Raw genomic sequence first — 25543 nt, 5'->3', positions numbered from 1 at the left:
GGCAGGGTCGGCGGCATGTGTCGCGTCGCCGCCCCGCTCGGCCTCCTGCTCTTGACCGGCTGTGGGGACGACGGTGACAGCGACGGCTCGGCGCCCACCGGCGCACCGCCGGGCAGCCCGATCACTGCGGACCTGACCGTCCCGCGGGGTGCCGTGCTGCTGGGCGGGCCGTTCCCACACGAGGGCGGGACGGAGGCGCTGCTGCTGGTCGACGGCGACCCGGTCGCGGCGTTCGCCGACCTCGTCGACCAGGTCCGCGCCGCCGGACTGGAGCCGCTGACCTACCACCCCGACGATGACGCCGAGCCGTCCGCCTGCCTCGTCGCGGACGTCGAGTACCCGGAGGCGACCGGCGAGCGCTGGCCACTCGGCAGCGACGACGTCCCGTCCGGCGACGATCCGCTGGCGCTGGAGTGCGAGACGCACGCGTTCGGCCCGGACGGCTACCGGCTCGACGTGAAGCTGCTGGTCAGCGAGCGCGCCGACCCGTATCTGTCGTTCGTCCGCATCGCCGAGGTCGAAGACAGCCCGTCGTCGCCGCTACCCGACCTGGAGACCGAGGCGCCGACGCCGGAGGGCGACTCGCCGGTCACGCCGCCGCCGGTCCCGGACGACCTCCCCGGTCCGGGCGACCCGATCGGCGCGCCGTTCGCCCCGTCCGGCGAGGAGCACCTCCTGCTGAACGGCTATGAGCTGCTCGCACCGCCGGTCCTGCCGGCCTGCGCCACCGGCGGCTTCGTCGCCGTCGTCCGCGGCACCGAGGGCCAGCGCACCGGCGACGCCGTCTCCGCGTGGGTCGAGCAGCTGGGCCTGGAGTCGTTCGCCGAGGTCCCGGCCGTGGACAGCGATGTCACGACCACGCACGACGGCGTCCAGTCGCGGCGCGTGGTGCTGAGCGGTCCCGGCGCCGGCACGGTGACCGTCACCGGCGCCGGCGAATACGTGCTGCTGGACCGCTGCAACGACTGATCACACGCCCAGGTTGGTGTACCCGAGCCAGCCGTCGCCGTCGGCCACGACGGTGAGCAGCCCGGCGTCGGTGTAGATCGAGTCGCCGTCGTTGTAGGTGTCGCGGCCGGAGTGCTCGCTGTACGGCGACGCGGCGTAGACCTGGTCGCTGAGCTCGTCGTCGAAGAACAGCTGGCTGGTCAGGACGGTCTGCTGGTCGACGTGCACGCGGACGTGGATGTGCACCGTCCGCCCGCGGTACCAGCCCGGGTAGATCGTGGTGAACCGGACGATGCCGTCGGCGCCGGCCACCTGGGCGCCGCGCAGGTACGTGCCGTCGTCGGTCGGCTCGGACTCGACGTCGCCCTGGCTGTACGAGCCGTCGGACGTCGACTGCCCGCCACCACCGGGCGGGCCACCGGACGCGACCTCGAACCCGGAGTACTCCCCGCCGGCGTCACAGTGCCAGATCTCGACGACGCTGTCCGGCAGCGGCGTGTTCTGCGCGTCCTGCACCCGCAGCGCCAGCGTCAGTGTGGCGCCGGGCCGGTCCTCGCGCAGGTCCGAGCGGATCGAGTCGACGTCGAACCAGTACGGTCCCTCGGTGGCCTCCGGCGACGTCCCGGCCACGTCGACCGCGTCGAGCATCGCCACCAGGTCGTTGTCCGTACCGGCCGACGGCGTGGTGGACGGTGTCGACGTCGCGCTCGGCGCCGTGCCCGACGCCGACGCCCCGCAGGCGGCCAGCACCGCGCCCAGTCCGACGGTCCCGCCCATTCCCAGCGCCCGCCGCCGCGCGATCAGGCGGCGGCTGGCGCGTACCTCGTCATGCATCGTTCGTCTCCCCTCCGGTGAGGTCGTACAAGGTGACGCCGTCGACGGTGACGGCGGTGAAGTTCTCGGCCACCCAGTCGGCTATCTCCGAACCACCGCCGGGGCCGGAGCCGCCGATGAAGTAGTGGATCTCGCCGTCGGCGACGTCCTGCTGGAACTGCGCCAGCGTCGGGGCCGGGTCGCTGCCGTTGAAGCCGCCGATCGGCATGACCGACTCCTCGGTGGCCAGTTGGTAGCTCGCGGCGTTCTGCGCGCCGACCGTCGCCGCGATCCACGTGTAGTCGGCCGCGTCCTCCAGCAGCAGGGCGGTGACCTCGGCGCTCGCGGTGCCGCCGCCGAGCAGCCCGCCCATCGCGCCGCCGCCACCTCCGCCACCGCCGCCACCGCCCGGTGGCGCCCCGCCCTGGCCGCGCGGCCCGCCGCCGAACTGCTGCCCACCGCCCTGGCCACCGCCGCCGGGCGGTCCGCCGCGCACGGCCATGCCGCCCGGACCGGAGGACGTGGTCACCGCCGGGCCGGCCGTGACGATCGACCCGGTGTGCGGCGTCGCGACGGTCTGCAGCGTGTAGGCGGCCGGCCCGAGCAGCCCGGCGACCACCGCGAACGCGACGCCGCCCCGGGCCAGCGCACCGCCGCCCCACCGCGCGGCCAGCAGCAGCGCCGCCGCGGCCACACCGGCGACCACGACGACCGGCCGCAGCCACGGCTGCCAGTCGGCGCTGCGGCTCAGCAGCGCGTACGCCCACACCGTCGTCATCAGCGTGGTGCCGGCGAGCAGCGGCAGCGCCCACGTCCGCTCGGCCCGGGCCCGCCACACCAGCCCGCCACCCAGCCCCGCGAGGACGGCGATCGCCGGGGCCAGGGCGACCGTGTAGTACTCGTGGAAGATGCCGGCCATCAGGCTGAACGTCAGCCAGGTCACGACCAGCCAAGCCGCCCACAGCAGCAGCACGGCCCGGATGGCGTCGGTGCGCGGCCGGCCGCGGCGCAGCCACAGCCCGGCCAGACCCAGCACGACGGCGGCCGGCGCGAGCCAGGCGATCTGGCCGCCGAACTGCCCGTCCAGCAGCCGCGTCAGCCCGGTGGAGCCCCAGCCGCCACCCCCGCCGACCGAGCCGACCTCGTCGCCGGTGAGCCGGCCGAACCCGTTGTAGCCGAAGGTCAGTTCCAGGAACGAGTTGTCCTGCGAGCCGCCGATGTACGGCCGGGCCGACGCGGGCACCAGCTCGGCCAGCGCGACCCACCAGCCGGCCGCGACCACCAGCGCGCCCAGCGCCACGGCCCCGTCGCGCAGCCGCCGCGCCAACGGGACCGGCGCGGCCAGCAGGTACGCGGCCGCGAAGCCGGGCAGCACGAGGAACGCCTGGAGCTGCTTGGTGAGGAAGCCGAACCCGATCAGCGCGCCCATGAGCGCCATCCAGCCCATCCGCCGGCGGTCCGACGGCGACTCGATCGCCCGCTGCACCGCGTACGCGGCCGCCGTCATCAGCAGCACGAGCAGCGCGTCGGGGTTGTCGAACCGGAACATCAGCGCCGCGACCGGCGTCAGCGCGAGGACGGCGCCGGCCAGCAGCGCCGGGCCGGCCCCGAGCAGCCGCCGCACCGAGGCGAACACCAGCCCGACCGAGCCGATCCCCATGAGCACCTGCGGCAGCAGGATCGCGAAGGACGAGAGCCCGAACACCCGCACAGACAGCCCCATCGCCCAGAGCGCGGCCGGCGGCTTGTCGACGGTGATCGACCCGGCCGCGTCGGAGGCGCCCCAGAGGAACGCGGTCCAGCTCTGCGAGCCGGCCTGGGCGGCCGCCGCGTAGAACTCGTTGGCGTACCCCGACGCGGTCAGGTTCCAGAAGTACAGCACCGCGGTGCCGGCCAGCAGCGCGCCGAGCACGACGCGGTCGCGCCGCACGACGCTCACCACGGTCGTGATCCGGGCGGCCGGAGCCCAGGTCGTCGTGGTCATCGGAACACCCATCCCCGCAGCAGGACGAACCGCAGCGCGGTCGCCATCAGGTTCGCGACGGTGACGGCGGCCAGCTCCGCGGTGTGCGACACGGCGGCGCCGCCGAGGTCCAGCAGCGCCAGCGCGCCGGCGGTCAGCGCCCAGCACAGCCCGAACACCACCAGGCCCTGGCCGTGGTGGCGGGCCAGCCCGCTCCGGCCCCGCACGCCGAACGTGAGCCGCCGGTTCAGCGCCGTGTTGACCAGCGTGGTGACGAGCAGCGCGGCGAGGTTGGCGGCCTGCGCGCCCAGCGACGGGCGGGCCGCGAGGAACAGCACGGCGTAGAGCACCGTGCAGACAGCGCCGACGACGGCGAACCGCAGCATCTGGGCGGCCAGCGGCACCGGAGTGTCGGCGGTGGACGGCGGCAGCGCGCCGTTGCGGTCCAGCCGCGGCGCCGGCAGCGCCGCCCGGACCCGGTCCAGCGGCACCGTGCCGGTCACCAGGTCGCGGCCGAGGCGGACGATCCCGCGCAGGTCGGCGACGGCGGTGGCGACGAGGTCGACCCGGCTGTCCGGGTCGTCGACCCAGTCGACCGGGACCTCGTGGATGCGCAGCCCGGCCCGCTCGGCCAGCACCAGCAGCTCGGTGTCGAAGAACCAGGCGCCGTCGGCGACCAGCGGCAGCAGCTCGGCGGCCGCGTCGGCGCGGATCGCCTTGAAGCCGCACTGGGCGTCTGAGAACCGGGCCGCGAGCACGCCGTGCAGCAGCAGGTTGTAGGCCCGGGAGATCAGCTCCCGCTTCGGGCCGCGGACCACCCGGGCGCCGCGCGCCAGCCGGGTGCCGACCGCGACCTCGGAGTGCCCCGACACCAGCGGCGCGACCAGCGGCAGCAGTGCCGACAGGTCGGTGGACAGGTCGACGTCCATGTAGGCCAGCACGGCGGCGTCGGACCGGCCCCACGCCTCCCGCAGCGCGCGGCCGCGGCCCTTGCCGTCCAGGTGCAGCACCCGGACGCCGTCCAGCTCGGCCGCGACCCGCTGCGCGACGGCGAGGGTGTCGTCGGTGCTGGCGTTGTCGGCGATAGTGATCCGGGCGCTGAACGGCAGCTTCCGGATGAGGTGGTCATGGGTGCGGCGGACCGCCTCGTCGAGCGTCGCCCCCTCGTTGTGGACCGGGATCACCAGATCCAGGACCGGTGGCCCGGCGGCCGGGACCGCGGGCGCGGCCGGTGCCGGGCGAGTGTTCGTCGTCGTCATACCGCCACGGTCGGCGACCCGGCTCGGGCCGGGCTGTGCTCCACCTGTGCGCCGGCTGTGAGTGCCGGCAGCCGCACGGTGAACGTCGTGCCCTCCCGGCTGTTCCTCCTTTCCCTTGTGGGACTCGCCGCCGCCTGGAACGTCCACGTCGGCGCCCAGCTCTCGGCGGCGATAGTGCCGCCGTGCGCGTGCACGATCGCCTCGGCGATGGCCAGGCCCAGCCCGGTCGAGCCGCCGGTGCGGTTGCGCGCGGTGTCGGCGCGGCTGAACCGCTGGAACAGGCCGGGGAGCTGGTCCGCCGCGATGCCGGGTCCGTCGTCGGCGACGCTCAGCACGACGTCGCCCCCGCGGCGGCGGCCGGACACCGTCACCGTCGTGCCGGCCGGCGTATGCACCCGAGCATTGCCCAGCAGATTGGCGAGCACCTGCCGCAGCCGGGCGTCGTCGCCGTCGACCAGCAGCGGCCGCGGCCGGGCGCCGAGGTCGAGCCGCCAGACGTGGTCCGGGCCGGCGGCGTGCGCGTCGGCGATCGCGTCGACCGCGAGGCCGGCGAGGTCCACCGGCGCCCGCTCCAGCGGCCGGCCGGCATCCAGGCGGGCGAGCAGCAGCAGGTCGTCGACCAACCCGGTCATCCGGCGCGCCTCCGACTCGACCCGGCCGATGGCGTGCGTCGCCGCGGGCGGGACCTCGTCCGGCGAGCGGCGCACCAGCTCCGCGTAGCCGCGGATGGACGCCAGCGGTGTGCGCAGCTCGTGGCTGGCGTCGGCGACGAACCGGCGGACCTGCTGCTCGGACTCGTGCCGCGCCGACAGCGCCGTCTCGACGTGGGCGATCATCCGGTTGAACGCCGCGCCGACGGCGCCGACCTCGCCGCGCTCGGCCGCCAGCGCCGGCGGCACCCGCGGGATGTGCCCGACGGCGCCGCTGTCCAGCGGCAGCTCGGACACCTGGCGGGCGGTGACGGCGACCCGGTCAAGCGGCCGCAGCGCCCGGCGCACCAGCACCGTCGCCGCGACGCCGGCCAGCACGACACCCGCACCGGCCAGCGCGACCTCGACCGTCACGTACGAGCCGACGGTGCCGGTGATGCCGTCGTCGCTCAGCGCCGTGATGACGGCGTCGCCGTGCGGCGCGTGTGCGGTGACGGCGCGGAAGGTGCCCAGGCCGGGCAGCTCGACGGTGTGGATCTTGCCGTCCTGCGGCAGGTCCTCGAGCGCGGCCAGCTGCTCGGCGTCCAGCGGCTGGAACTTGCCGGCGTCGTCGACGTACCCGGCGTCGACCACTTCGCCGTCGTCGTAGTAGACGCCGACGGTGCCGGCGGCCTGGCCGAGCGGGACGTGCTCGCCGCCGGAGCCGGGCGGGCCCTGCGGCGTGGTCGCCGCCCGCTCCGAGGCCAGCTCGAGCTGCTGGTCGAGCTCGTCGGACAGCGTCGAGCGGAGCGCGACGGCCGACACGACGGCCAGCGCCGCGGTGACGCCGAACACCAGCGCGACGACGATCCAGACCAGCCGGCGCCGCAGCGGGTGCCCGGTCACGGCCCGGCCTCGGCGGCGGGTTTGAGCAGGTAGCCGACGCCGCGGACGGTGTGGATCATCGGCTCGCGGCCCTTGTCGATCTTGCGCCGCAGGTACGAGACGTACAGCTCGACGATGTTCTCCTGGCCGCCGAAGTCGTACTGCCAGACGCGGTCCAGGATCTGCGCCTTGGACAGCACTCGGCGCGGGTTGCGCATGAGGAACCGGAGCAGCTCGAACTCGGTCGCGGTCAGCCTGATCGGCTCGCCGGCCCGCTCGACCTCGTGCGCGTCCTCGTCCATCAGCAGGTCGCCGACGGCGAGCACGGACTGCTCGGCCGGGCGCTCGGCCCCAGCCCGGCGGAGCAGTCCGCGCAGCCGAGCCACCAGCTCCTCCAGGCTGAACGGCTTGGTGACGTAGTCGTCGCCGCCGGCGGTGAGGCCGGCCACCCGGTCCTCGACGGCGTCGCGGGCGGTGAGGAACAGCACCGGCACGCCCGGGTGGTGCGCCCGGATCCGCCGCATGACGCCGAGCCCGTCGACGTCGGGCAGCATCACGTCGAGCACGACGGCGTCCGGCGCGTCCTCGATCGCGGCCCGGATGGCGTCCTGGCCGGTGAGCGCCGTCGACGTCGCCCAGCCCTCGTAGCGGAGCGCGGCCGTGAGCAGTTCGGCCAGGTTGGGTTCGTCGTCGACCACGAGGATCCGGGGGGCCTGATCGAGAGTCATGGCTCCGGTCTATCCGGGCAGGTTGAGGAACCGCTGAGAGGTTCCCATGAAGTTCCTGTGAGAGGCGGAGCCGCCGGGACGGCTCCGCCTCGCCGGTCAGGTCGTCGCGGACGACTCCGCCTGGCCGCCGTCCGGGGCCTCGTCACAGCCCTCGCCGCCCTCGCCGCCCGGACCGCCCGGCTGGGGCCGCTCCGCGTCCGGCGCCTCGGGCGTCGTGGTGTCCGGCGCCTCCGGCGTACCGGACTCGGTGTCGGGCGCCGCCGGCTCGCTGGTGTCCGGCGTCGGCGCCGACTCGGTCGCCGACGCGATGCCGTAGCCGCCGAGCAGCAGCCCGCCGGCGACAGCGGCGGACACGATCGGCGTGCGCCATCGACGCAGGCGGTCGCGGGTGTCTGTCGTGGTCATCGAACCTCCCCGTGGTGGGTGGAGCGCGCACCGGGTGGTGCACGTCCTCCCGACCTTCGGCGCGGATCCTGTGCTCAGCCCACGCCGGAGCTGTGCGACCCCTGTGAATCGGTGACGCCGTGAGCGTCGACGTCGACCAACCGGCCGCCGGCCCGCAGACCGCGCAGCCGCGCCCCCGGGTCGACCGCGGCCAGCCGCGACCGCACCGCCAGCGACCCGTCGACGTCGGGCGTGACGCCGAAGAACCCCTCGACCACCAGCGCCGACCACGCGCCGGCCGACGAGCAGGACCAGTCGATGAGGTACGGGAACTGCGGTGGCGACTTCACCGCTCCGCCGTTCAGCGGCTCGGCGGCCTCCTCGACGAAGTGCGCCTGGCCGGGCGGGCCCTGGTTGGCGGTCCGGGCCAGGCCGGGCAGCCAGCCGGCGGCGACGTCGGGCCGGCCCAGCTCGATCAGCGACCGCGCGGCGTCGGCCGGCCAGGCCGGGTAGGCGCCGTTCCACTGGTGGTCCGGGCGGAGGCTGAACGCGGCGTCGTCGTCGTACGGTGACAGCGCCCGCATCCACGACGGCGTCTGCAGCTCGCGGACGAAGAACGCCACCATCTCCTCGCGCCGCCGCTCCGCCAGGTCGGCGGCGATGGTCATGCCGACCGTCGTGAAGTCGTAGCAGTGCCGCACCGGCAGCAGGCGCCCGTCGGGCTGCCGGGCGTGCCAGAACCCCTGGCCCTCGACGTACAGCTCGCCGACGTGCGACACCAGGGCGTCGGCCTTCTTGCGCAGGTCGTCGGCCGGCCCGTCGTCGCCGCGCAGCTCCGCGATGCGGGCCGCGGCCCGCATGCACCACACGTTGGCGGCGTTGAGGCTGGCCACCTCGTGCACGTACGAGCTGACGCACTCGAGCAGGTTGTCGATGCCGCCGTAGTCGGCCAGCGCGTGCTCCTTGCGGAACCCCTCCCAGGCCGTCGCCCAGTCGGCGACGTGCTCGGCCACCGGCTTGGCCGGTACGTCGTGGGCGGCCAGCTCGACGTCCAGGAAGCCGGGCTCGCCGTTCCACCGGACGTAGTCGCGGACCAGCCGGATCATCGCGTAGTCGTTGACGGAGTACCAGTAGCCGGCCGGGCCGCCGGTCTGCCACTCGGTGCCGAAATGCCGGTGGATGTCGAGGGAGATCCAGTGCTCGATCTGCCGGCGCATCGGCACCGGGTCCAGCAGCGCGTGGATCATCGAGCTGAGGCTGAAGTCCCAGATGAACGTGGTGGCCTGCCAGTACCGCGGCATCAGCGTGTCGTAGACGCGGCCGAGGTGGCTGGCCGGGCTGTCGCGGCGGAACCAGATGACGCCCAGCACGCCCCACCAGTACAGCCGGCGCAGCGCGTCGTTCGACGTCTCCAGCGTCGGCACGTGCCCGCTGAACTGGTCGTTCCCGGGCGTGAACGCCGCCTCGATGGTGTCGTTCCAGAGGGTGCGGGCGGCGGCGACCTGCCCGGGCACGTCGGCGACGACGGTGTCGTACGCGGCCAGCGCGCCCTCGGCGTCGGTGCCGACCACGTGCACGTAGCCGAACCGGTACCGCTCGCCGGGCGCCAGTGAGACGTCGACCTCCAGCGACCGGTCGCCGGCCCGGGCGCCGGCGGCGTCCAGGCCCTGCACGCTCACCGCCGCGGTGGTCGTCGCCCGGCCCAGGATCGCTGCCCGGCCCGGCAGCGGGGCCAGCGCGTTCGGCTCGGACGGCGGCTCCGGCACGCGCCACGGCCCGGCCTGCGTCACCGTCGACGCGACCGACAGGCCCAGCCGGACCGCCCGCTCGGCCTCCGACGTGTTCGTCACCACGATGTCGACGACGACGCCGTCGACGCCCGGCGGGGTCACCGTCGTCGACTCGACGGTGAGGTCGCCCAGCCGGGCGGAGCGGACGACGCGGTCCGGCCGCCACTGGATCGTCACCGGCTGGCCGTAGGACCGGAACAGCCGGCCGTCGATCCACAGCGCCCCGGTGACGGTGTCGCCGTGCGAGACCGGCGCGAAGTTCACGCTGCGCACCGCGGTGATGTCGTGGTCGACCTGCACGGCGCCGAGGAAGTTCGTCAGGCCGGGCGGGTTGACCATGTCGTCGTAGGCCTGCACGACGGGGTCGGAGGTGAAGTCGTCGACGGTGGGGATGAGCCGCATCGGTCAGCGTCCTCCGAGGTCCACGGGGCCGGTCACTGCCGGGTCGGCCCAGTCGGCGTTGGGCAGCAACGGGTACCAGCCGGGCCGGCCGGGGTCGCGGTCGTACGGGTAGCCGCCCAGCTCGCGGTAGAGCTCGGCGTACTCGGCGACCTTGTCGCGGTCCAGGTCGACGCCCAGCCCGGGCGCGTCGGGCACGTCGATGCCGCCGTCGCGGTACCGGAACGGCCCGCCGGCGATGACGTCGCCGGTCAGGTGGTGGTAGTGCGCGTCGGCCGCGAACGACAGGTTCGGCACCACGGCGCCGAGGTGCAGCATGGTGGCCAGCTGGATGCCCAGCTCGCCCGACGAGTGCACCGCGACGCCCAGCTGGAACGTCTCGCACACGCCGGCCGCCTTCACGCACGGGCGGATGCCGCCCCAGAACGTGGTGTCGAGCAGGACGACGTCGACGGCGGGGTCGCGGACGTTCGCGGCCAGCTGCTCGAAGTTCACCACGACGGTGTTGGTGGCGATCGGGATGGCGGTGCGCTCGCGGACCCGGCGCAGGCCGTTCATCCCCCACGTCGGGTCCTCGAGGTAGTCGTTGCGCAGGTCCTCGATGGCGGCGGCGAACCGGATCGACTCCTCGGGCGACCACGCGCCGTTGGGGTCGTGGCGCAGCGGGTCGTCGGGGAACGCCTCGGCCAGTGCCCGGTAACACTCCAGCTCGTAGTCGGGCGGGAAGACGCCGCCCTTGAGCTTGTGCACGGTGAAGCCGTGCGCCTCCTTCAGCTCGCGGGCGTGCGCGACCAGCTGCTCGGGGGTGCGCACCTCGCCGCTGCCGTCGGCGGCCGGGTAGCGGAAGAACAGGTAGCTGGCGAACTCGACGTGGTCGCGGACCTTGCCGCCGAGCAGCTCGTGCACCGGCACGCCGAGGTGCCGGCCCTGCAGGTCCAGGCAGGCGAACTCGATCGCGGCGAGCAGCTGGGTGCGGTTGTTGTAGAGGCTGGCCGTCGGGTTGGCCAGCATGAACCGCAGCGCCTCGGTGCGGGCGGGGTCGTGGCCGACGAGGTAGTCGCGCAGGGCGCGGACGGCGTCCTCGGCGCTCTGCCCGCCGCCGCCCATCTCGCCGAGGCCGACCAGGCCGTTGTCGGCCTCGACCTCGACGATGGTGCGGACGAACCGGCCCCAGTGCGCGCCGTTGCTGTGCCGCAGCGGCGCCTCCAGCGGAACCGACACGGTGGTGGCGCGCACATCGACGATCTTCACGAACTCAGTTCTCCTTCGCGGACTCGGGCAGCGCCACCGGCAGGCCGGCCCGCAGGCCGCCGTCGACCACGAGGTCGGTGCCTGTGACGAAGCTGGCCTGTGGCCCGGCCAGATAGGCGACGGCGTCGGCCACCTCGGACGGCCGCGCGACGCGGCCCAGCGGGTGGGAGCGGCCCCACTCGGCGACGACGTCGTCGGCCGGGCGGCCACCGGCGTGCAGGCCGGCGGCCCAGCGCAGCATCGGGGTGTCGACCGAGCCCGGCAGGACGGCGTTGACGCGCACGCCGTCGGGCGCGTGGTCCAGCGCCATCGACCGGACCAGCGCGACCAGGGCGCCCTTCGACGCCGCGTACGCCGCGACCCGGGTCTGCGACTGGTACGACTGCACCGACGCGACGACCACGACGGCACCGCCGCCGCCGGCCCGCAGCAGCGGCATCAGGGAGTGGCAGACGGCGAAGACGCCGCGCACGTTCACGCTGAAAACCTCGTCGAACAGCTCCATGCTGGTCTCTTCGACGGTGCCGTAGCGCTGGATGCCGGCGGCGCAGACCAGGGTGTCGATGCTGCCGAACTCCTCGGTCAGCTCCGCCGCGCACCGCTCGACGTCGGCGGCGTCGGCGACGTCGAGCCGGCGGGTGCGCAGCTGCCAGCCGTGGCGCGCGGCGTCGGCGGCCAGCTGCTCGAGCGCGGCGGGGTCGCGGTCCAGCGCCACCACCAGCTCGCCGTCGTTCGCCAGCCGCTCCACGACGGCCCGGCCGATGCCCGCGCCGCCGCCGGTGACCACGGCCACTCTCATCGCCATGCCTCCTAGAACTGGCCGAGGTTGAGGCCCCGGCTGAAGATCCGCTGGGTGGACAGGAACAGCACCACCGTCGGCAGCGACACCAGCAGCCCGCCGGCGAGCACCGCCGTCAGCTGCAGCCCGCCGTAGGTGTCCTGGAGCGCGGCCGCGGCCGTCATCAGCGGCCTGACCTCCTCGGACTGGCTCAGCGCCAGCCCCAGCAGCAGGTCGTTCCAGACGAACGTGGCCTGCAGGATGAACACGGCCACCAGGGCAGGGATCGACATCGGCAGGTAGATGCGCCAGAAGATCCGCCAGGTGCTGGCGCCGTCCATGACCGCCGCCTCGAACACCGAGTGTGCGACGCCGCCGAGGAAGTTGCGCATGACCAGCGCGGCGAACGGCACGGTGATGGCGGTGTAGATGGCGATCATGCCGAGCCGGGTGTCGTAGATCTCGGTCTCGACGTAACCGACGAACAGCGGCATCAGGATCATCTGCAGCGGGAAGACCGTGCCGCCGAACACCAGCACGAACCAGAAGAAGCCGTGCCTGAGCCGCAGCGCGACGATGGCGAAGCCGAGGGCGGCGCCGAACAGCACCGCCAGCGCGGGCCCGACGACGCTGTAGACGAGCGTGCTGGTGACGGCGTCGCCCAGGCCGCCGATCTCCCAGGCCTCGCGCATGTTGTCGAACAGCGCGAAGTCGCCGATCGGCCGCCACACCTGGTCGGCCGCGTACTGCGCGGGGTCCTTGCTGGCGTTGACCAGCAGCAGGTAGATCGGGGCCAGCCAGATGAGGCCGAGGATGACCAGGACTGCAGGACGGAGGATGCGCGCGGTCATCGGGTCACACCGCCCGCTCAGGCGACAGCTGACGGCGCAGGTAGGTGATCGCCGCGAGGAACGTCACCACGCTGAGGAACACCGCGACCGCGGAACCGGTGCCATAGGCGCTGTTCACGAACGTCTCCTCGTACATGGTCACCGCGAGCGTCTCGGCGTTGCCGCCAGGACCGCCCTTCGTCATGACCCAGACGATGTCGAACGTCTTCAGGCTGGCCACCAGGCTGAGCCCGACGACCACCGTCGTCAGCGGGCGCAGCATCGGCCAGTGCATGTGCCGGAACATCCGCCAGCCGGACGCGCCGTCGAGCCGGGCCGCCTCGATCGGCTCCCGCGGGATCGACTGCAGCCCGATGACGAACAGCAGCGCGTTCACGCCGCTCTGCTGCCAGGCCGCCGCCCCGATCATCACGATCGTGTTCAGCGGTGCGTCGTTCAGCCAGCCGAGGCCCGCGCCCGGCAGGCCGAGTGCGTCGAGCGCCTGGCTCAGACCGCCGTCGTTCTGCAGCACGAACCGCCAGACCACGCCGACCGCGACGCCGGAGATCGCGTACGGGATGAGGAACGGCAGCCGCAACCAGCTGCCGAACCGCATCCCGTGCGACAGGACCGCGATCAGCAGGCCCAGCCCGACCGGGACCGTGATGCTGCCCACCACCCAGAGCAGGGTGTTGCGCAGCGACGTCGCGAAGTTCGGGTCGTCGAACATCGCCCGGTAGTTGTCCAGGCCGACCCACGACGGCGAGCCGAGCCCGTTGTACTCGGTGAAGCTGATCCAGGTGGTCCAGAGGAACGGCAGGTACAGCAGGACCGCGACCACCAGGACCGCGGGGACGCTGAAGCCCCGCGCCGGCCAGCCGTACGTGTTCCGGCGGCTCCCTCGCGGCTTCGGCGGAGCCGAGCCGCTGGGAGGCGTCGTGGGTGCGGCCGTGGCCGGCGCGGACATCGTTCGTTCCTCTCTTACGTGCCGGACGCGGGCGTCAGCCCTGCTCGGCCCAGTAGGCCTCGGCCTCGGCCTCGATGGTCTCGAGGATCGGCATCGGGTCGCCCGGGTTCGTGACGAACGCGCTGAAGCCGTCCAGCGCTGCCGTGAGCACCGGCGTCGGCGTCGCCTCGAAGTACCGCTCGAGCAGCCGGTAGTCGCCGGACGCGGACTGCTCGTTCAGCTCGGCCAGCAGCCGGTCCTGCACCAGCGCCTTCGGGTTGAACGACACGTCGCCGCGGGCGTTCGCCCACGCCGTCTGCGCCTCGTCGGTCATCCACCACTCGGCGTACTGCAGCGCGGAGGTCTCGTTCTCGGCGTCCATGGCGGTGCACATGGGGCCGGTCTCGAAGATCAGCGACGTAGTCGGCAGGTCCGGGTTGACGTTGGGGATGAGGAAGAAGTCGTAGTCGGTGCCGGAGACCATGTCGACGGCGTTGAGCTGCCCGCTGAGGAACGTGCCGAAGTTGATCATGGCGACCGTGCCGGCCTTCAGCTGGTCCTGCGGCGCGGTCTGGTCGCCCGGGTCACCGAAGTAGCCGGCCTCGAGCATGCCGCGCCACTGCTCCATCACCGCGACGACGCCCGGGTCGGTGTAGCTGGCCTCGCCCGAGGACAGCGCGTTGTACAGCTCGGGGTCGGTGCCGGCCAGCAGCGTCTGGAACCAGACGAAGGAGAACAGGATGTTGGTCTCGTAGAACGGCGTGACGCCGGCCGCCACCAGCGTGTCGGCGGCGGCGATCAGCTCCGTCCAGCTGGTGGGCTCCGCGATGCCGTGCTCGTCGAAGACCGCCTTGTTGTAGTACATCACCCAGTAGGCGGCGTTCATCGGCACGCAGTACTGCTCCTCGCCGACGGTGAAGTGCTCGGCCATCGCCTCGGGCACGTCGCCGTTGTCGATCGCCGCGTCCCAGATGTCCGACGTCGGCGCCAGCAGGTCCTCGGCGACGAGGTCCTCCAGCTCGCTGCCGGTGTGCCAGGTGAACAGGTCGGGCTTCTCGTCGGTGCGGAAGGACTGCCGGATGAACGCCGAGTACTGCTCGGCGTCGGAGTATCCGGTGAACTCCAGCCCCATCCCCAGGCTGGTCTCCGACACGTCGGACACCTCCAGGAACTGTGGCTCCCAGGCACCCTTGTCGGTGTAGAAGTTGATCATTCCCGGGCCGCTGGCGCCTTCGGCGTCATCGTCGTCGCCGCCGCCGCACGCGGCCAGGACGAGCGCCGACGCCGCCAGCGCCGCCACCCCAGTTAGACGCAATCTCACGTGAACTCACCTCTTAGCATTCATGTATGACATCGGGTGTAACCGATCGGCAGGTGCCCATGACAGGGCAGTATGCCGCATTCGGGGGTTACCGCCCGGAATCGGGTCTCCTGCTGCGAATGGCCTCGATGACGTGTTCGAGGTGCTCCTTGCTGGCACGGAACGCCTCGTCGGCGTCGCCGTCGAGCACCGCTCTCGCGATGCGCCGATGCTCCTCGAAGTCCTCGCCCTCGTCCCCGTGCAACCGCAGGATCTCGCGCTGTTCCTGGGCATGTACGAGCACGATCGAGTCGACCACCTCGGTCAGGACAGTGTTGCCGGACGCCTGCGCGACCGCCCGGTGAAAGTCGAGGTTGACGACCCAGAGCCGCTCGTTGCGCTCGATGAGACAGCGCTCCGCCTCCCGCAGCGTCTCGGTGATCCGCTCGACGCCGTCGGGGTCACGGACGGTGGCGCCCATGGCCGCGATCGGCGGTTCGATAGTGCTGCGCGCCAGCAACAGGTCGACCAGACTCTCGCTGGTCAGCAGCGGTCCGTGCGGATTCGGGAGCACCGAGCGACGTACGTTCTCCCCCACGTACACCCCGGACCCGTGCCGCAGTACCACCACGCCCATCGCTTCGAGCCGGCGCAACGCCTCGCGCATGGTCGGGACCGCGACGGCGAACCGCTCTGCCATCGACCGGACCGTGTCCATCTGCGCGCCCGCCTCGAGGCGACGCTCCCGGATCAGCGCGACGACACCGGCAGCCAGCTCATCGGCCAGCGTCCGGCGGCTCGCTTCCCCGGCAGTCACAGCCCCGTCCCCTTCGACGTCCTTGCGGCGTTAGAGTGATTAGATCACTTAATCACTTTTCTGTCGATACCCGTGACCGTGCCGTGACCCTGGAGTCACCGATCGTCGCACCCTACTCCTGCCCCACCACAAGCCCGTGGGACAGCCGTTGATCATGGAGAAGGTCGGCTCCCCAGCGCTCGGGAAGCCGACCTTCTCCATGATCAACTCGGGTCAGGGCGCGGCGCCCGGCGAACGTGACGTCAGGTCGCGTCGGGATCGAACCGCGGCGAACGGGCCTCGACGGCCACAGGCTCCGGCTCATCGGCCGGGGAGTCGTCGGCGGAGGCCGGCGAAGACTCGGCTGCGGGGGCGGCCGGCGTCTCTTCCATCGGCGGCGGAGGAACGTCCTCCTCCGGGGCCGGCGGCACCTCGGCCGACGGGGGCGGGACGTCGACGGTCTCGCCGACGCGCTCGCCACTGGTCGCCGCCGAGCGGGCCGAGGGACGGTCGGCGGGCCGGGTGCCGTTCGTGCGCCGGGTCGGCGCGGCGTCATCGTCGTCGTCGAGACCGAGGTCGACGCCGTCGAGGACCTTCTGGCGGACGAAGGACTTCGGGTTGCGGAGGTCGGAGAGGGTCTTCAGATCCTCTTTGTCGATGCCGAGGTCGCCGACGCTGCCGGAGAGGTCCTTGCGGGCGTTGGCCACCATGGCGCGCAGGTCGCGGACGAAGCCGGCGGCCTGCCGGGCCATCTCGGGCAGCCGGTCGGGGCCGAAGACGAGCAGGGCGACGACGAGTAGGACGAACACCTCGCCGATACCTATGTCGAACACTGCCGGCCCCCACGTCCGTTACGTACGTGCATCCGTCCCCGCAAGACTACGTGCCGCGTCAACCGACGGCCGAGCCGAGGGTGAGCGTGAATTCCAGCTCTTCGCCGTCGCGATCGATGACGACCGTGATGTCGTCGCCGGGCTCGTGGGCGCGCAGCCGGACGATCAGTTCGGCCGGCGTGCGGACCTGCTCGCCGTCGATCTCGACGACGACGTCGCCGGACTCGATGCCGACCTCGTCGGCCGGGCCGCCGGGGGTGACGCCGGGACCGTTGTCGCCGTCGTCGGCGACCCGCGCGCCGGTGCCGACGAAGGCGTTGTCGAGCAGCACGCCCATGACCGGGTAGAGCGCCTCGCCGTCGGCGATCAGCTGCTGCGCGGTGCGCTGCACCTGCTCGATCGGGATGGCGAAGCCGAGGCCGATGGACCCGGCCTGCTGGCCCATGCCGAGGCTGGCGATGGCGGAGTTGACGCCGATGACCCGGCCGGAGGAGTCGACCAGCGGGCCGCCGGAGTTGCCCGGGTTGATCGCGGCATCGGTCTGCAGGGCGTTGATGTAGGACTGGTCGTCCTCGCCGCCGGCGGTGACCGGACGCTCCAGCGCGGACACGATGCCGGCGGTGACGGTGGCGTCGAGGCCCAGCGGGCTGCCGATGGCGACGACGGGGTCGCCGACCGCCACGGAGCCGGAGTCGCCGAAGACGACCGGCTGGAGGTCGTCGGCCTCGACGCGCAGGACGGCGATGTCGTAGCTGGGGCTGGTGCCGACGAGCTCGGCGTCGAGCCGGCGGCCGTCGAAGAACGCCAGCTCGATGCCGGCGTCGCCGGCGGTCGCGATGACGTGGTTGTTCGTGATGACGTAGCCGTCCTCGGAGATGACGAAGCCCGACCCGCCGGCGTCGGCCACGCTCACCGAGACGACGCTGGGCAGCACGCTCGCGGCGACCCCCGCGATGGACTCGGGCGGCCGCTCGACCAGCCCGGCGGGGTCGGCCCCGATGACGGTGACCGAGCCGCCGCTGCCCTGGTCGTCGTCGTCGATGGCCTCGGCGACGACGCCACCGGCGCCACCCGCGGCGAGGGCCAGCACGAGGATGCCCAGCGCGGCCAGGCCGCGACGCTTCTTCGGCGGCTTCCGGTACCCGGTGCCGTCGGGCGCCAGAGCCGTCACCCCGGCGACGCCCACACCGGCCGCCGCCACGGCCGACGGCGTGCCGTCGGGGCCGGTCGCGAGGAACCGGGTCGTGCCGTCGGAGACCGCCACCCGGGGCGCACCCGTCCCGTTGCCGGTGACGAGGGGCCGCGTGGCCGCGGCCGGACCGGCCGCCGGAGCGGGCCGGCTGGTCTCGTCGGAGTACTGCCACGCACCGCCCGCCCAGGGGTCGGCGCCCGGGCGCTGCACCGGGGACGCCTCCTGCCCGAGACTGGTCCAGCCTGCCTTCATGGCGCCATTCTCCCAGGCGACGGCGCAGGACGCACCGTCCGGTGGTCGGTGAAAGAGATCAGTCGAACGGGTTGAACCACGAGCCCACCCGCTCCGCGCCCCGGCCGATGCGGTCGAGGAACCCGTCCTGCTTCTCCTCGTGCGTCGCCGCGGGGTCTGGCGGCAGGTGTTCCAGCAGGTCACCGACGCTGTCGAGCGGCGCCTCGGCGACCACGGTGATGACCCGGCCGCCGCTGGACCAGGTGAGCCGGGCCGGCGGACCGGGCCGGGTGTAGACGACGCCGTCCTCGTAGTCGGCGGTGTCGTAGCCGTCGAGCTGGTCGGGGTCGAGCCAGCCGGACTGCTCGAACACCGACACCGTCATGACGCCGTCGGAGTAGCTGAGCTGGATGGCCTCGCCGACCCGCCGCGCCTCGTAGAGGTCCATGCCCTCGCCGAGCGAGCCCGGGCAGTGCCAGCCGTCCTCGCGCAGCTCCTCGATGTCGTCCCAGCGCAGCATCGCGTCGTCGCCGTCGTGGGTGGCCGCGGTGTCGGCGCCGTCGCCGGTCTTGCAGCAGGTGCTCGTGCCGCCGACGACGATGGTGACGAACGCGCTGGCCGACAACGTGTAGCCGTCGCTGGTGTACGACTCGCGGCGCAGCGGCAGCGCGGTCTCGCGGTCGAGCCACAGCTTGGCGGCGATGGAGCCGTCGCCGCGGTAGGCCACGACGACGTCGGTGTAGCGGCCGGCGACGGCGTCCTCGCCGGCCATCCGGACGGTGTACGCACCGAGCAGGAGGTCGGCGGGGTCCTCGCCGGCCAGCCACCGCGACGCGGTGCGGCCGTCGAGGATGGCCGACTGGCGGTCGTGCAGGCGGATCGACGTCTGGCCGCCGGCGGCGTGCTGCACCTGGACGACGGCGCTGGTCGACGCGGCCGACTGGGTCAGCGCGGACCAGGTGGAGACGTACTGCGTGCCGGTGTAGGAGACGTGCTCGCCCGCCGCGGCGGACTGCCGCAGCAGTTGGACCGCCCGCGGGTCGTCGCCGAGGTCGCGCGACGAGGCGGGGACCGCCTGCACGAAGACCGCAAGCGCGCCCATGAGCAGGGGCATGGCCAGGACCGGCACGACCAAGGCGGCCAACCCGCCGGTCCTGCCGTGCCCGACGCGGTTGCCCAAGATCACCAGCCGTCTCCAGTGGACCGGTCGGTGGTGACGAGCAGCGAGGCCGGCTCGGCGAACGGCAGCCCGCCGGTGGAGCGGGCGTGCTCGACGGTGAACTCCTCGAGCGGCGGCACCACGCTCACCGGGGTGTCGGGCGTGCCGGGCGAGTTCGCGCCGGTGCCGCCGAGCGAGGCCAGCAGGATGAGCATGGCGCCGGTGGTACACATGCCCAGCGCGACCACCCGCACGGCGCGGACGCGGCGGCCGGAACGACCACTCGGACGGGAGCCGGACGGGCCGGACGGCGGCCGGGAGTCGCGCGGGCGCCAGCCGGCGACCGGGGCCGGCGTGACGGCCGACCTGGACGGAACGGGCGGCAGCGGCTCGCCGGGCTCGGCCAGCGCCAGCAGGCTGGCGACCAGCTTGTCCGACGGCGCGACGTCAGGCAGCGAGCGCAGCGCGTTGCGGGCGTCGCGCTCGACGTCGACGGCCTCGCGGCAGTGCTCGCAGACCGTCAGGTGGACCAGGGCGCGGTCGCGCTCGTCGTGTTCGAGGCGGTCATCGACGAGATCGCTGATCCGCTCGTCGAGGTGTCTCATGCGGAATCTCCGGGTTCACGCGGCGCCTCGGCCTGGTGGTCGTCGACGACGAGCGCACTGGCGTCGTCGGGCGCACGGTGGTCGAGCGCGGCCCGCAGCTGGGCGCGGCCACGGTGGATGCGGCTGCGGACGGTACCGAGCTTGATGCCCAGCGTGGCCGCGATCTCCTCGTAGGACAGGCCCTCGATGTCGCACAGCACGACGGCCGCGCGGAAGTCGGGCGGCAGCGCCTCGAGGGCACGCTGGATGTCGGCTTCCAGCATGTTGTCGGTGATGACGCGCTCGGGCGTGGGCTCGCGGCCGTGCAGCCGTTCGGCGGCGTCGTCGGCCAGGGCGTCGAACCGGATGCGCTGCTTGCGGCGGACGGAGTCGAGGAACAGGTTCGTCGTGATGCGGTGCAGCCAGCCCTCGAACGTGCCGGGCGTGTAGGACGACAGCGAGCGGAAGACGCGGACGAAGACGTCCTGAGTGAGGTCTTCGGCGTCGTGCGCGTTCCCGGTCAGACGGTACGCCAGCCGGTAGACGCGTCCCGAGTGCTCGCGGACGATCTCTTCCCAGCTCGGCGGCGTCCAGGTCTCAACGTCGGCCACCCGGGATCCTTCCTCGACACGGCTCGCAGGCACGAGCACTAGGTCCATGGTCACCCATTGCCCCTTTCGTGGCCAATCAGGGAAGCCCCCCATCTATTCCCGACGTTCCCTGTCCTCCAGAACGATCCGGGACGCCGATGGGGTTCCGGATCCCACGATGCGGATGCTTGACGGCCTAAGCTCGGGACTGACACAGTTCGCGCGCCAGGCTGCATGTTCCTGACCAGGAGGCCGTCATTTCCACGGGTAGCACCGCGATCACACCGGAGTCGTGGGCCTACGCGGAGGCCTACCTCGACGAGGACCACATCGTCGGGCGGGCCAGGCAGCGCGCCGCCGAGGTCGGCGCCGTCCCCGTCGGCTCGGGCGCCGGGGCCGCGCTGCGCGTGCTGGCCGCCGCGCTCGACGCCCGCACCGTCGTCGAGGTCGGCACCGGCTGCGGCGTCTCGGGCCTCTACCTGCTGTCGGGCATGCGCCTCGACGGCGTCCTCACCAGCGTCGACATCGAGTCCGAACACCAGCGGCTGGCTCGCGAGGCGTTCAGCGAGGCGAGCGTGCCGGCCAACCGCACCCGCCTCATCGCCGGCGCGGCCCTCGAGGTGCTGCCCCGGCTCACCGACGGCGCCTACGACCTCGTCTTCTGCGACGGCGACAAGACCGAGTACAGCGACTACCTGCAGCAGGCGCTGCGGCTGCTGCGCCCGGGCGGCGTGGTGGCCTTCGACAACGCGCTCTGGCACGACCGCGTCGCCGACTCCGCCCAGCGCGACCCCGAGACGGTCGCGATCCGCGAACTGGTCCGCCTCGTCCGCGAGGACGACCACCTGGTGCCGGCGCTGCTCCCGGTCGGCGATGGCCTGCTCGTCGCGGTGAAGCGCGCCGACTGACCCGTCCGGTGGGACCTGAATCGTCCCAATAGTTCACCGCGCCGACCGAGCCTGGTCACCTGGCCGCCCAGCGCGGGTCGACGACGGCCGCCAGGCTCGGCACCTGATGGCAGCCCGGGACCGCCGGGCCGCCCCAGGACCCCGCGGGAGGCCGGACCGTGGCACCAGGTCGCCGCCTGCGTGCCGGCGCCGTCCTCCTGGCCGTGGCCGCCGCGGTCCCGCTGACGACCCTGACGGGCGGCGTCGCGCAGGCGCATCCGTTCGGCGATCCCCAGACCGCTCTGATCAGCGCCGACGGCGAGACCGTCCAGGTCACCTGGCAGGCGGCCGTCGACGACCTGTCGGCGCTGGCGATCGAACTGCAGGTGGTCGAGTCGGGCCGGACGTTCGTCTACCAGGACGGCGCGCTGGTGCCGGAGGAGTCGGACCCGACCGACATCGACGCGCTCGTCGCTGCCCCTGAGTTCGCCGACTACCTGCTGCGCCACATCAGGGTGAGCGCCGCCGGCCAGGACTGCGTCGGCACCGCCGGGGCGTTCGACGGGCTCGGCGACGACGGCGCCGAGCTCTCCTTCGCCTGCGCCGGCCCGGTGCGGACCGCCGAGGTGTCGATCTCGACGCTGACCGACCTGCACGAGTCGTACCGCACGCTCGCGACCGGCTCCGGCGACCAGGGGCACGTCTACACGCTGGCCGACGACACGGCCGAGTGGACGTTCGACCCGGACGCCGCGCCCGCGGCCGCTGGCGGCGCCGGCCTCGCCCGGCAGGCGTTGCCACAGGTGGCCGTCGTCCTCGCCGCGCTGGCCGCCGTTGCCGTCGTCGTGACACTTCGAGCACGCCGCCGGAGGCCGAAGCCGTCCGCCGAGCGCGTCAGCACGACCCATCCGCAGAGCTGAGGAGCGCACACCCGTGAGATCGCATCCCCATCATCATCGACGGCGCCGGACCACGGCGGCCGTCGCCGGGCTCGGCCTGCTGCTGGCCGGCCTGTTCGTGCCGCCCGGCCAGGCCACCCAGGACGTGACGGTCTCGGGCCCGGTGACCACGGCCGCGCCGGTCGTCGTGCCGGAGGCGGACGTCCTCGACGTCGACTTCGAGGACGGCACCCCAGTCGAGCACACCCAGAACCTGCCCGCACGCACGGTCGGCGCGCCGGTCTACGGCACCGACCCGGGGGTGCCCGGCACGGTCGCGACGTTCGACGGCGACGACGCGCTGGTCTACCCGTTCACCGCGCAGTGGAGCAAGCTGACCACGTCGTTCAGCGTGGAGTGCGTCTTCCGGTTCAACGGCAACAGCCCTGACCAGCACGGCAACATCTGCTCCGACGCGGAGGGCGGCGGCGTTGCGATCGACGTCGGCGGCGGCGTGATGGAGGTGTGGGCGCACATCGGCGGCGCCTACAAGCGGATCAACGCCCGGCTGGAGCCGGGCCGCTGGTACCACGCGATGGCGGTGTGGGACGGCTCCACGCTGTTCCTGTACGTCAACGGCCAGGTCGCGTCGCAGATCGCCGCGACCGGCGCGCTGCGGCTGCCGCCGGCGCACGCGCAGAACTGGGTCGTCGGCGCCGACGCCGCCGGCAACGGCGCCGTCCAGTCGTACAGCCTGTCCTCGGTGGAGACCTCGCGGGTCTACAGCCAGGCGCTGACCGCCGAGCAGGTCGCGGTCTCCGCCGACGCCGCCTTCGAGGACGAGGACTCGGTGGTGACGCTGCTGTCGCCGCGCGCCGGTGAGCAGATCGGCGGCGGCACGGTCGCGCTGACCGGTGTCGTCAGCGCGCCGGCGGAGGTGACGTACCGGCTCGACGGCGGCGGCCCGGTGTCGCTCGGCCGGGTCGACGGCACGTTCGACGCCCAGCTCACCGAGGTCCCGACGGGGACGCACACGCTCGAGGTCACCGCGGCGGCGGAAGGCGGCGCGACGGAGACCGAGACGGTCGAGTTCAGCGTCGACGCCACCGGTCCGGAGATCACCGTGCGCTCGCCGCTGGACGGCGAGACCTACGACGGCGTCACCGTCACCGTCGACGTGGTGGCCGACGACCCGGCCGGCGTCGACTCGCTGGAGCTGGAGCTGGACGGCGAGCCGATCGAGAACGGCGCCGTCATCGACCCCGAGACGGTGAACGACGGCGAGCACACGCTGGTCGCCACCGCCGCCGACGGGCTGCTGAACACCAGCACGAAGACGGTCACGTTCAGCACCGCGGGCAACCAGCCGGACGCCCCGGCCGGCCCGTCGCCCGCCGACGGCGCGACCGACGTGCCGGCCGCCACCGAACTGTCCGTCACCGCGACCGACCCGAAGGGCGACGTCCTGGACGTCGAGTTCAAGCGCGGCTACGAGGCGGACGGCGCCGCCGTCGTCCGCGAGGGCTCGTCCACCAACGCCGAGCCGGGCCGCGGCACCGGCGACCCGGCGGCCGACGCGGACGCCGTCGACGAGGCGGACGGCGAGTCCGTGACGACCAGCGCCGAGGGCGCCTACCCGTTCCAGCAGTTCGAGGTCGCCGTCCCCTCGGACGTCGGCGCGTCCCGGTTCACCGTCGAGTGGTCCGGCGAGGTCCCGAAGGGGCACCGCGCGGAGCTGTCGGTGTGGAACCACACCACGCGGTCCTGGCAGCTGCTCGCCGACGGCGACGGCGGCGAGGCCGTGACACTGAGCGGCGAGGCGCGGGCCGACGAGACCGTCCGCGACGGCGTGGCCCAGGTGCTGATCCAGGACGCCGGCGCGGCCGTCATCGACGATGACGACGTCGTCTCGTTCGCGTGGATGAGCGACACCCAGTGGTACTCCAACAAGGAGCCCGAGACCTACCAGAAGATGGTCGACTGGGTCGTCACCAACCGGGCGGCGAAGGACCTCGGCTACGGCGTCCACACCGGCGACATCGTCCAGACCCCCAACGCCGCCATCGAGTGGTCGCGGGCGTCGGACATCATGGCGACCTGGGACGACGCCCGCTTCCCGTACGGCCTGGTGCCGGGCAACCACGACGACGTCGGCGGCGGCGAGTACGGGCCCTACCGCCAGCACTTCGGCGCGGACCGCTACGAGGACAACCCCTGGTACGGCGGCACGGTGGCCGACAACGTCCAGCACTACGACCTGCTGTCGACGCCCGGCGCCGACTTCCTCGTCATGTACCTCGTCTGGACGCTGGACGACGCCGAGATCGCCTGGGCGAACGAGGTGATCCAGGACCACCCGGACCACAACGTGATCATCGCGACGCACTGGTACATCGGCGGCGGCGGTGTCTTCACCGGTCCCGGCCAGCGGATCTTCGACGAGGTCGTCGTGCCGAACGAGAACGTCGACCTGGTGCTGTGCGGCCACATCCACAACACGGCGTACAACATCAAGCACCTCGAGGACGGCCGGGTCGTGGTCGAGGTCCTCTACGACACCCAGGAGCTGCCGACCGCCGGCGGTGGCTGGATGCGGACCATCGACTTCGACACCGTCGAGGGCACGATGACGCACGACTCGTTCTCGGTGCTCACGCCCGAGGCGGACAGCGCGTTCGGCGACCCGGCGGCGGAGAACTTCACCACGCCGCTGCAGCTGGACACGCCCACGCGCAGCATCGCGACCGACCGCGTCGGCGTCAGCGCCTGGGGCGACGCGCGGATCGGCCTGGCGGCGGACGTCGCCTCCGGCTCGCGCGCGACCGTCGACGTCGAGGGCCTGGCGCCGAACACCACCTACCAGTGGTACGCCCAGGCGACCGACGCGGACGGCTTCTACGCCAGGTCGCCGATCTGGGAGTTCACCACCGCCGCGGGCGTCGGCTCGACGCCGGCCGAGGTCACCGTGCCGGCGGTGACGGCGACGTACGGGACGCCCGTGCAGGTGTCGGCGACCGTGTCGCCGGCCGACGCGACCGGGACGATCACGTTCGGCACGGCCGGCGGGGCGCAGTGCACGGCGACGGTGTCGGGCGGCGCGGCGAGCTGCGCGCTGGGCGTCCTGGACGCGGGCACGCACCAGGTGTCCGCCGAGTACTCCGGCGACGCCGAGTACGCGCCGTCCACCCGCACCGCGCGGGTGACGGTCCGGCGGGCGTCGGCCGGCTTCGCGGCGGCCGCGGAGGCCGACCCCGTCCCGTCCGGTGAGCCCGCGGTGCTGACGGCGACCCTGTCGCGGGCGGCGACCGGCGAGGTGCGGTTCACCTCGCGCGGCACGACGCTGTGCGTCGCGGTCGTCGAGGACGGCACGGCGAGCTGCGAGACCGGCGCCGACCTCAAGGCCGGCCCGTACAGCGTCGTCGCGTACTACGACGGCGACCCGAACCACCTGCCGGAGCAGGCGCGGTTCGTCTTCCGCGTCCAGCGGTAG

General features: G+C 73.1%; 22 protein-coding genes. 4 read left to right on the top strand and 18 right to left on the bottom strand.

All coding sequences use genetic code 11. The features are described 5' to 3' along the window. Nucleotides 1-15: 15 nt before the first annotated feature. Entirely contained in the window at nucleotides 16-969 is a 954-nt protein-coding gene (locus BLV05_RS12765; RefSeq protein ID WP_046769052.1) for a hypothetical protein, read from the top strand. Here the strand turns inward: BLV05_RS12765 and BLV05_RS12760 are convergent, their stop codons facing one another. From BLV05_RS12760 to sigE, 18 genes are all read right to left on the bottom strand, one after another. After that, nucleotides 970-1782 carry an intradiol ring-cleavage dioxygenase gene (locus BLV05_RS12760; RefSeq protein WP_046769053.1) on the bottom strand — a complete coding sequence of 271 codons (813 nt, stop codon included), beginning with the start codon at nucleotides 1780-1782 and terminating at the stop codon, nucleotides 970-972. Beyond that, nucleotides 1775-3745: a mannosyltransferase YkcB-related protein gene (locus BLV05_RS12755; protein ID WP_046769054.1), complete on the bottom strand. Its 1971-nt coding sequence runs from the start codon at nucleotides 3743-3745 to the stop codon at nucleotides 1775-1777. The genes BLV05_RS12760 and BLV05_RS12755 overlap by 8 nt, the downstream gene beginning before the upstream one ends. Next, on the bottom strand, nucleotides 3742-4983 hold the full coding sequence (locus BLV05_RS12750; protein ID WP_046769055.1) for a glycosyltransferase: 1242 nt from the start codon (nucleotides 4981-4983) through the stop codon (nucleotides 3742-3744). The genes BLV05_RS12755 and BLV05_RS12750 overlap by 4 nt, the downstream gene beginning before the upstream one ends. Then, nucleotides 4980-6518, bottom strand: a complete 1539-nt coding sequence (locus BLV05_RS12745) for a sensor histidine kinase (RefSeq protein WP_046769056.1) — start codon at nucleotides 6516-6518, stop codon at nucleotides 4980-4982. Before BLV05_RS12745 ends, BLV05_RS12750 begins: the two co-directional genes overlap by 4 nt. Continuing rightward, nucleotides 6515-7225, bottom strand: a complete 711-nt coding sequence (locus tag BLV05_RS12740) for a response regulator transcription factor (protein WP_046769057.1) — start codon at nucleotides 7223-7225, stop codon at nucleotides 6515-6517. The genes BLV05_RS12745 and BLV05_RS12740 overlap by 4 nt, the downstream gene beginning before the upstream one ends. Nucleotides 7226-7321: 96 nt before the next feature. Continuing rightward, the gene (locus BLV05_RS12735; RefSeq protein ID WP_046769058.1) at nucleotides 7322-7630 is read right to left on the bottom strand and encodes a hypothetical protein; all 309 of its coding nucleotides are present in this window, start codon (nucleotides 7628-7630) and stop codon (nucleotides 7322-7324) included. A 74-nt stretch (nucleotides 7631-7704) separates the two neighbouring features. Further along, nucleotides 7705-9801 (bottom strand): MGH1-like glycoside hydrolase domain-containing protein, encoded by a 2097-nt coding sequence (locus tag BLV05_RS12730; protein WP_046769059.1) that lies wholly within the window; start codon nucleotides 9799-9801, stop codon nucleotides 7705-7707. A 3-nt stretch (nucleotides 9802-9804) separates the two neighbouring features. After that, nucleotides 9805-11049 (bottom strand): enolase C-terminal domain-like protein, encoded by a 1245-nt coding sequence (locus BLV05_RS12725; protein WP_046769060.1) that lies wholly within the window; start codon nucleotides 11047-11049, stop codon nucleotides 9805-9807. A gap of 4 nt (nucleotides 11050-11053) precedes the next feature. Further along, complete coding sequence (locus BLV05_RS12720; RefSeq protein WP_046769061.1) at nucleotides 11054-11854, bottom strand: SDR family NAD(P)-dependent oxidoreductase; 801 nt, start codon at nucleotides 11852-11854, stop codon at nucleotides 11054-11056. A gap of 5 nt (nucleotides 11855-11859) precedes the next feature. After that, the gene (locus tag BLV05_RS12715) at nucleotides 11860-12678 is read right to left on the bottom strand and encodes a carbohydrate ABC transporter permease (RefSeq protein ID WP_046769062.1); all 819 of its coding nucleotides are present in this window, start codon (nucleotides 12676-12678) and stop codon (nucleotides 11860-11862) included. A 4-nt stretch (nucleotides 12679-12682) separates the two neighbouring features. Further along, nucleotides 12683-13624, bottom strand: coding sequence for a carbohydrate ABC transporter permease (locus BLV05_RS12710; RefSeq protein WP_046769063.1), 942 nt, complete (start codon nucleotides 13622-13624; stop codon nucleotides 12683-12685). 34 nt (nucleotides 13625-13658) lie between these two features. Further along, nucleotides 13659-14924: an ABC transporter substrate-binding protein gene (locus BLV05_RS12705; protein WP_046769064.1), complete on the bottom strand. Its 1266-nt coding sequence runs from the start codon at nucleotides 14922-14924 to the stop codon at nucleotides 13659-13661. Between the two features lie 88 nt (nucleotides 14925-15012). Beyond that, entirely contained in the window at nucleotides 15013-15720 is a 708-nt protein-coding gene (locus BLV05_RS12700) for a FadR/GntR family transcriptional regulator (RefSeq protein WP_046769065.1), read from the bottom strand. 242 nt (nucleotides 15721-15962) lie between these two features. Continuing rightward, nucleotides 15963-16532, bottom strand: a complete 570-nt coding sequence (tatB, locus tag BLV05_RS12695; protein WP_052762508.1) for a Sec-independent protein translocase protein TatB — start codon at nucleotides 16530-16532, stop codon at nucleotides 15963-15965. A gap of 58 nt (nucleotides 16533-16590) precedes the next feature. Then, a complete protein-coding gene (locus BLV05_RS12690) occupies nucleotides 16591-17976 on the bottom strand; it encodes a S1C family serine protease (RefSeq protein WP_052762509.1) in 1386 nt (461 codons plus the stop codon). Between the two features lie 58 nt (nucleotides 17977-18034). Further along, the gene (locus BLV05_RS12685; protein WP_046769066.1) at nucleotides 18035-19141 is read right to left on the bottom strand and encodes a sigma-E factor regulatory protein RseB domain-containing protein; all 1107 of its coding nucleotides are present in this window, start codon (nucleotides 19139-19141) and stop codon (nucleotides 18035-18037) included. Next, complete coding sequence (locus BLV05_RS12680; protein ID WP_046769067.1) at nucleotides 19138-19719, bottom strand: anti-sigma factor family protein; 582 nt, start codon at nucleotides 19717-19719, stop codon at nucleotides 19138-19140. Before BLV05_RS12680 ends, BLV05_RS12685 begins: the two co-directional genes overlap by 4 nt. Continuing rightward, the gene (gene sigE, locus BLV05_RS12675) at nucleotides 19716-20357 is read right to left on the bottom strand and encodes an RNA polymerase sigma factor SigE (RefSeq protein WP_046769068.1); all 642 of its coding nucleotides are present in this window, start codon (nucleotides 20355-20357) and stop codon (nucleotides 19716-19718) included. The genes BLV05_RS12680 and sigE overlap by 4 nt, the downstream gene beginning before the upstream one ends. A gap of 188 nt (nucleotides 20358-20545) precedes the next feature. Between sigE and BLV05_RS12670 the strand changes: the two genes are divergently transcribed. The 3 genes from BLV05_RS12670 (at nucleotide 20546) to BLV05_RS12660 (ending at nucleotide 25543) form a co-directional block, all read left to right on the top strand. Beyond that, nucleotides 20546-21196, top strand: a complete 651-nt coding sequence (locus tag BLV05_RS12670) for an O-methyltransferase (protein WP_197683748.1) — start codon at nucleotides 20546-20548, stop codon at nucleotides 21194-21196. 158 nt (nucleotides 21197-21354) lie between these two features. Continuing rightward, nucleotides 21355-22095 carry a hypothetical protein gene (locus tag BLV05_RS12665; protein WP_083421310.1) on the top strand — a complete coding sequence of 247 codons (741 nt, stop codon included), beginning with the start codon at nucleotides 21355-21357 and terminating at the stop codon, nucleotides 22093-22095. Nucleotides 22096-22108: 13 nt separating this feature from the next. Continuing rightward, complete coding sequence (locus BLV05_RS12660) at nucleotides 22109-25543, top strand: Ig-like domain repeat protein (protein WP_046769071.1); 3435 nt, start codon at nucleotides 22109-22111, stop codon at nucleotides 25541-25543.

The sequence above is a fragment of the Jiangella alkaliphila genome (genome assembly GCF_900105925.1).
Classification (GTDB): Bacteria; Actinomycetota; Actinomycetes; order Jiangellales; family Jiangellaceae; genus Jiangella; species Jiangella alkaliphila.
Note: the sequence above shows the minus strand (reverse complement) of the source record. Positions and strands in the feature narration are given on the sequence as shown.

Coding starts and splice junctions, on each gene's coding strand:
- BLV05_RS12690 (WP_052762509.1), bottom strand. CDS start 17,976: ATGAAGGCAGGCTGGACCAGTCTCGGGCAGGAGGCGTCCCCGGTGCAG.
- BLV05_RS12730 (WP_046769059.1), bottom strand. CDS start 9,801: ATGCGGCTCATCCCCACCGTCGACGACTTCACCTCCGACCCCGTCGTG.
- BLV05_RS12755 (WP_046769054.1), bottom strand. CDS start 3,745: ATGACCACGACGACCTGGGCTCCGGCCGCCCGGATCACGACCGTGGTG.
- BLV05_RS12715 (WP_046769062.1), bottom strand. CDS start 12,678: ATGACCGCGCGCATCCTCCGTCCTGCAGTCCTGGTCATCCTCGGCCTC.
- BLV05_RS12740 (WP_046769057.1), bottom strand. CDS start 7,225: ATGACTCTCGATCAGGCCCCCCGGATCCTCGTGGTCGACGACGAACCC.
- sigE (WP_046769068.1), bottom strand. CDS start 20,357: ATGGACCTAGTGCTCGTGCCTGCGAGCCGTGTCGAGGAAGGATCCCGG.
- BLV05_RS12720 (WP_046769061.1), bottom strand. CDS start 11,854: ATGGCGATGAGAGTGGCCGTGGTCACCGGCGGCGGCGCGGGCATCGGC.
- BLV05_RS12765 (WP_046769052.1), top strand. CDS start 16: ATGTGTCGCGTCGCCGCCCCGCTCGGCCTCCTGCTCTTGACCGGCTGT.
- BLV05_RS12680 (WP_046769067.1), bottom strand. CDS start 19,719: ATGAGACACCTCGACGAGCGGATCAGCGATCTCGTCGATGACCGCCTC.
- BLV05_RS12710 (WP_046769063.1), bottom strand. CDS start 13,624: ATGTCCGCGCCGGCCACGGCCGCACCCACGACGCCTCCCAGCGGCTCG.
- BLV05_RS12735 (WP_046769058.1), bottom strand. CDS start 7,630: ATGACCACGACAGACACCCGCGACCGCCTGCGTCGATGGCGCACGCCG.
- BLV05_RS12760 (WP_046769053.1), bottom strand. CDS start 1,782: ATGCATGACGAGGTACGCGCCAGCCGCCGCCTGATCGCGCGGCGGCGG.
- BLV05_RS12750 (WP_046769055.1), bottom strand. CDS start 4,983: ATGACGACGACGAACACTCGCCCGGCACCGGCCGCGCCCGCGGTCCCG.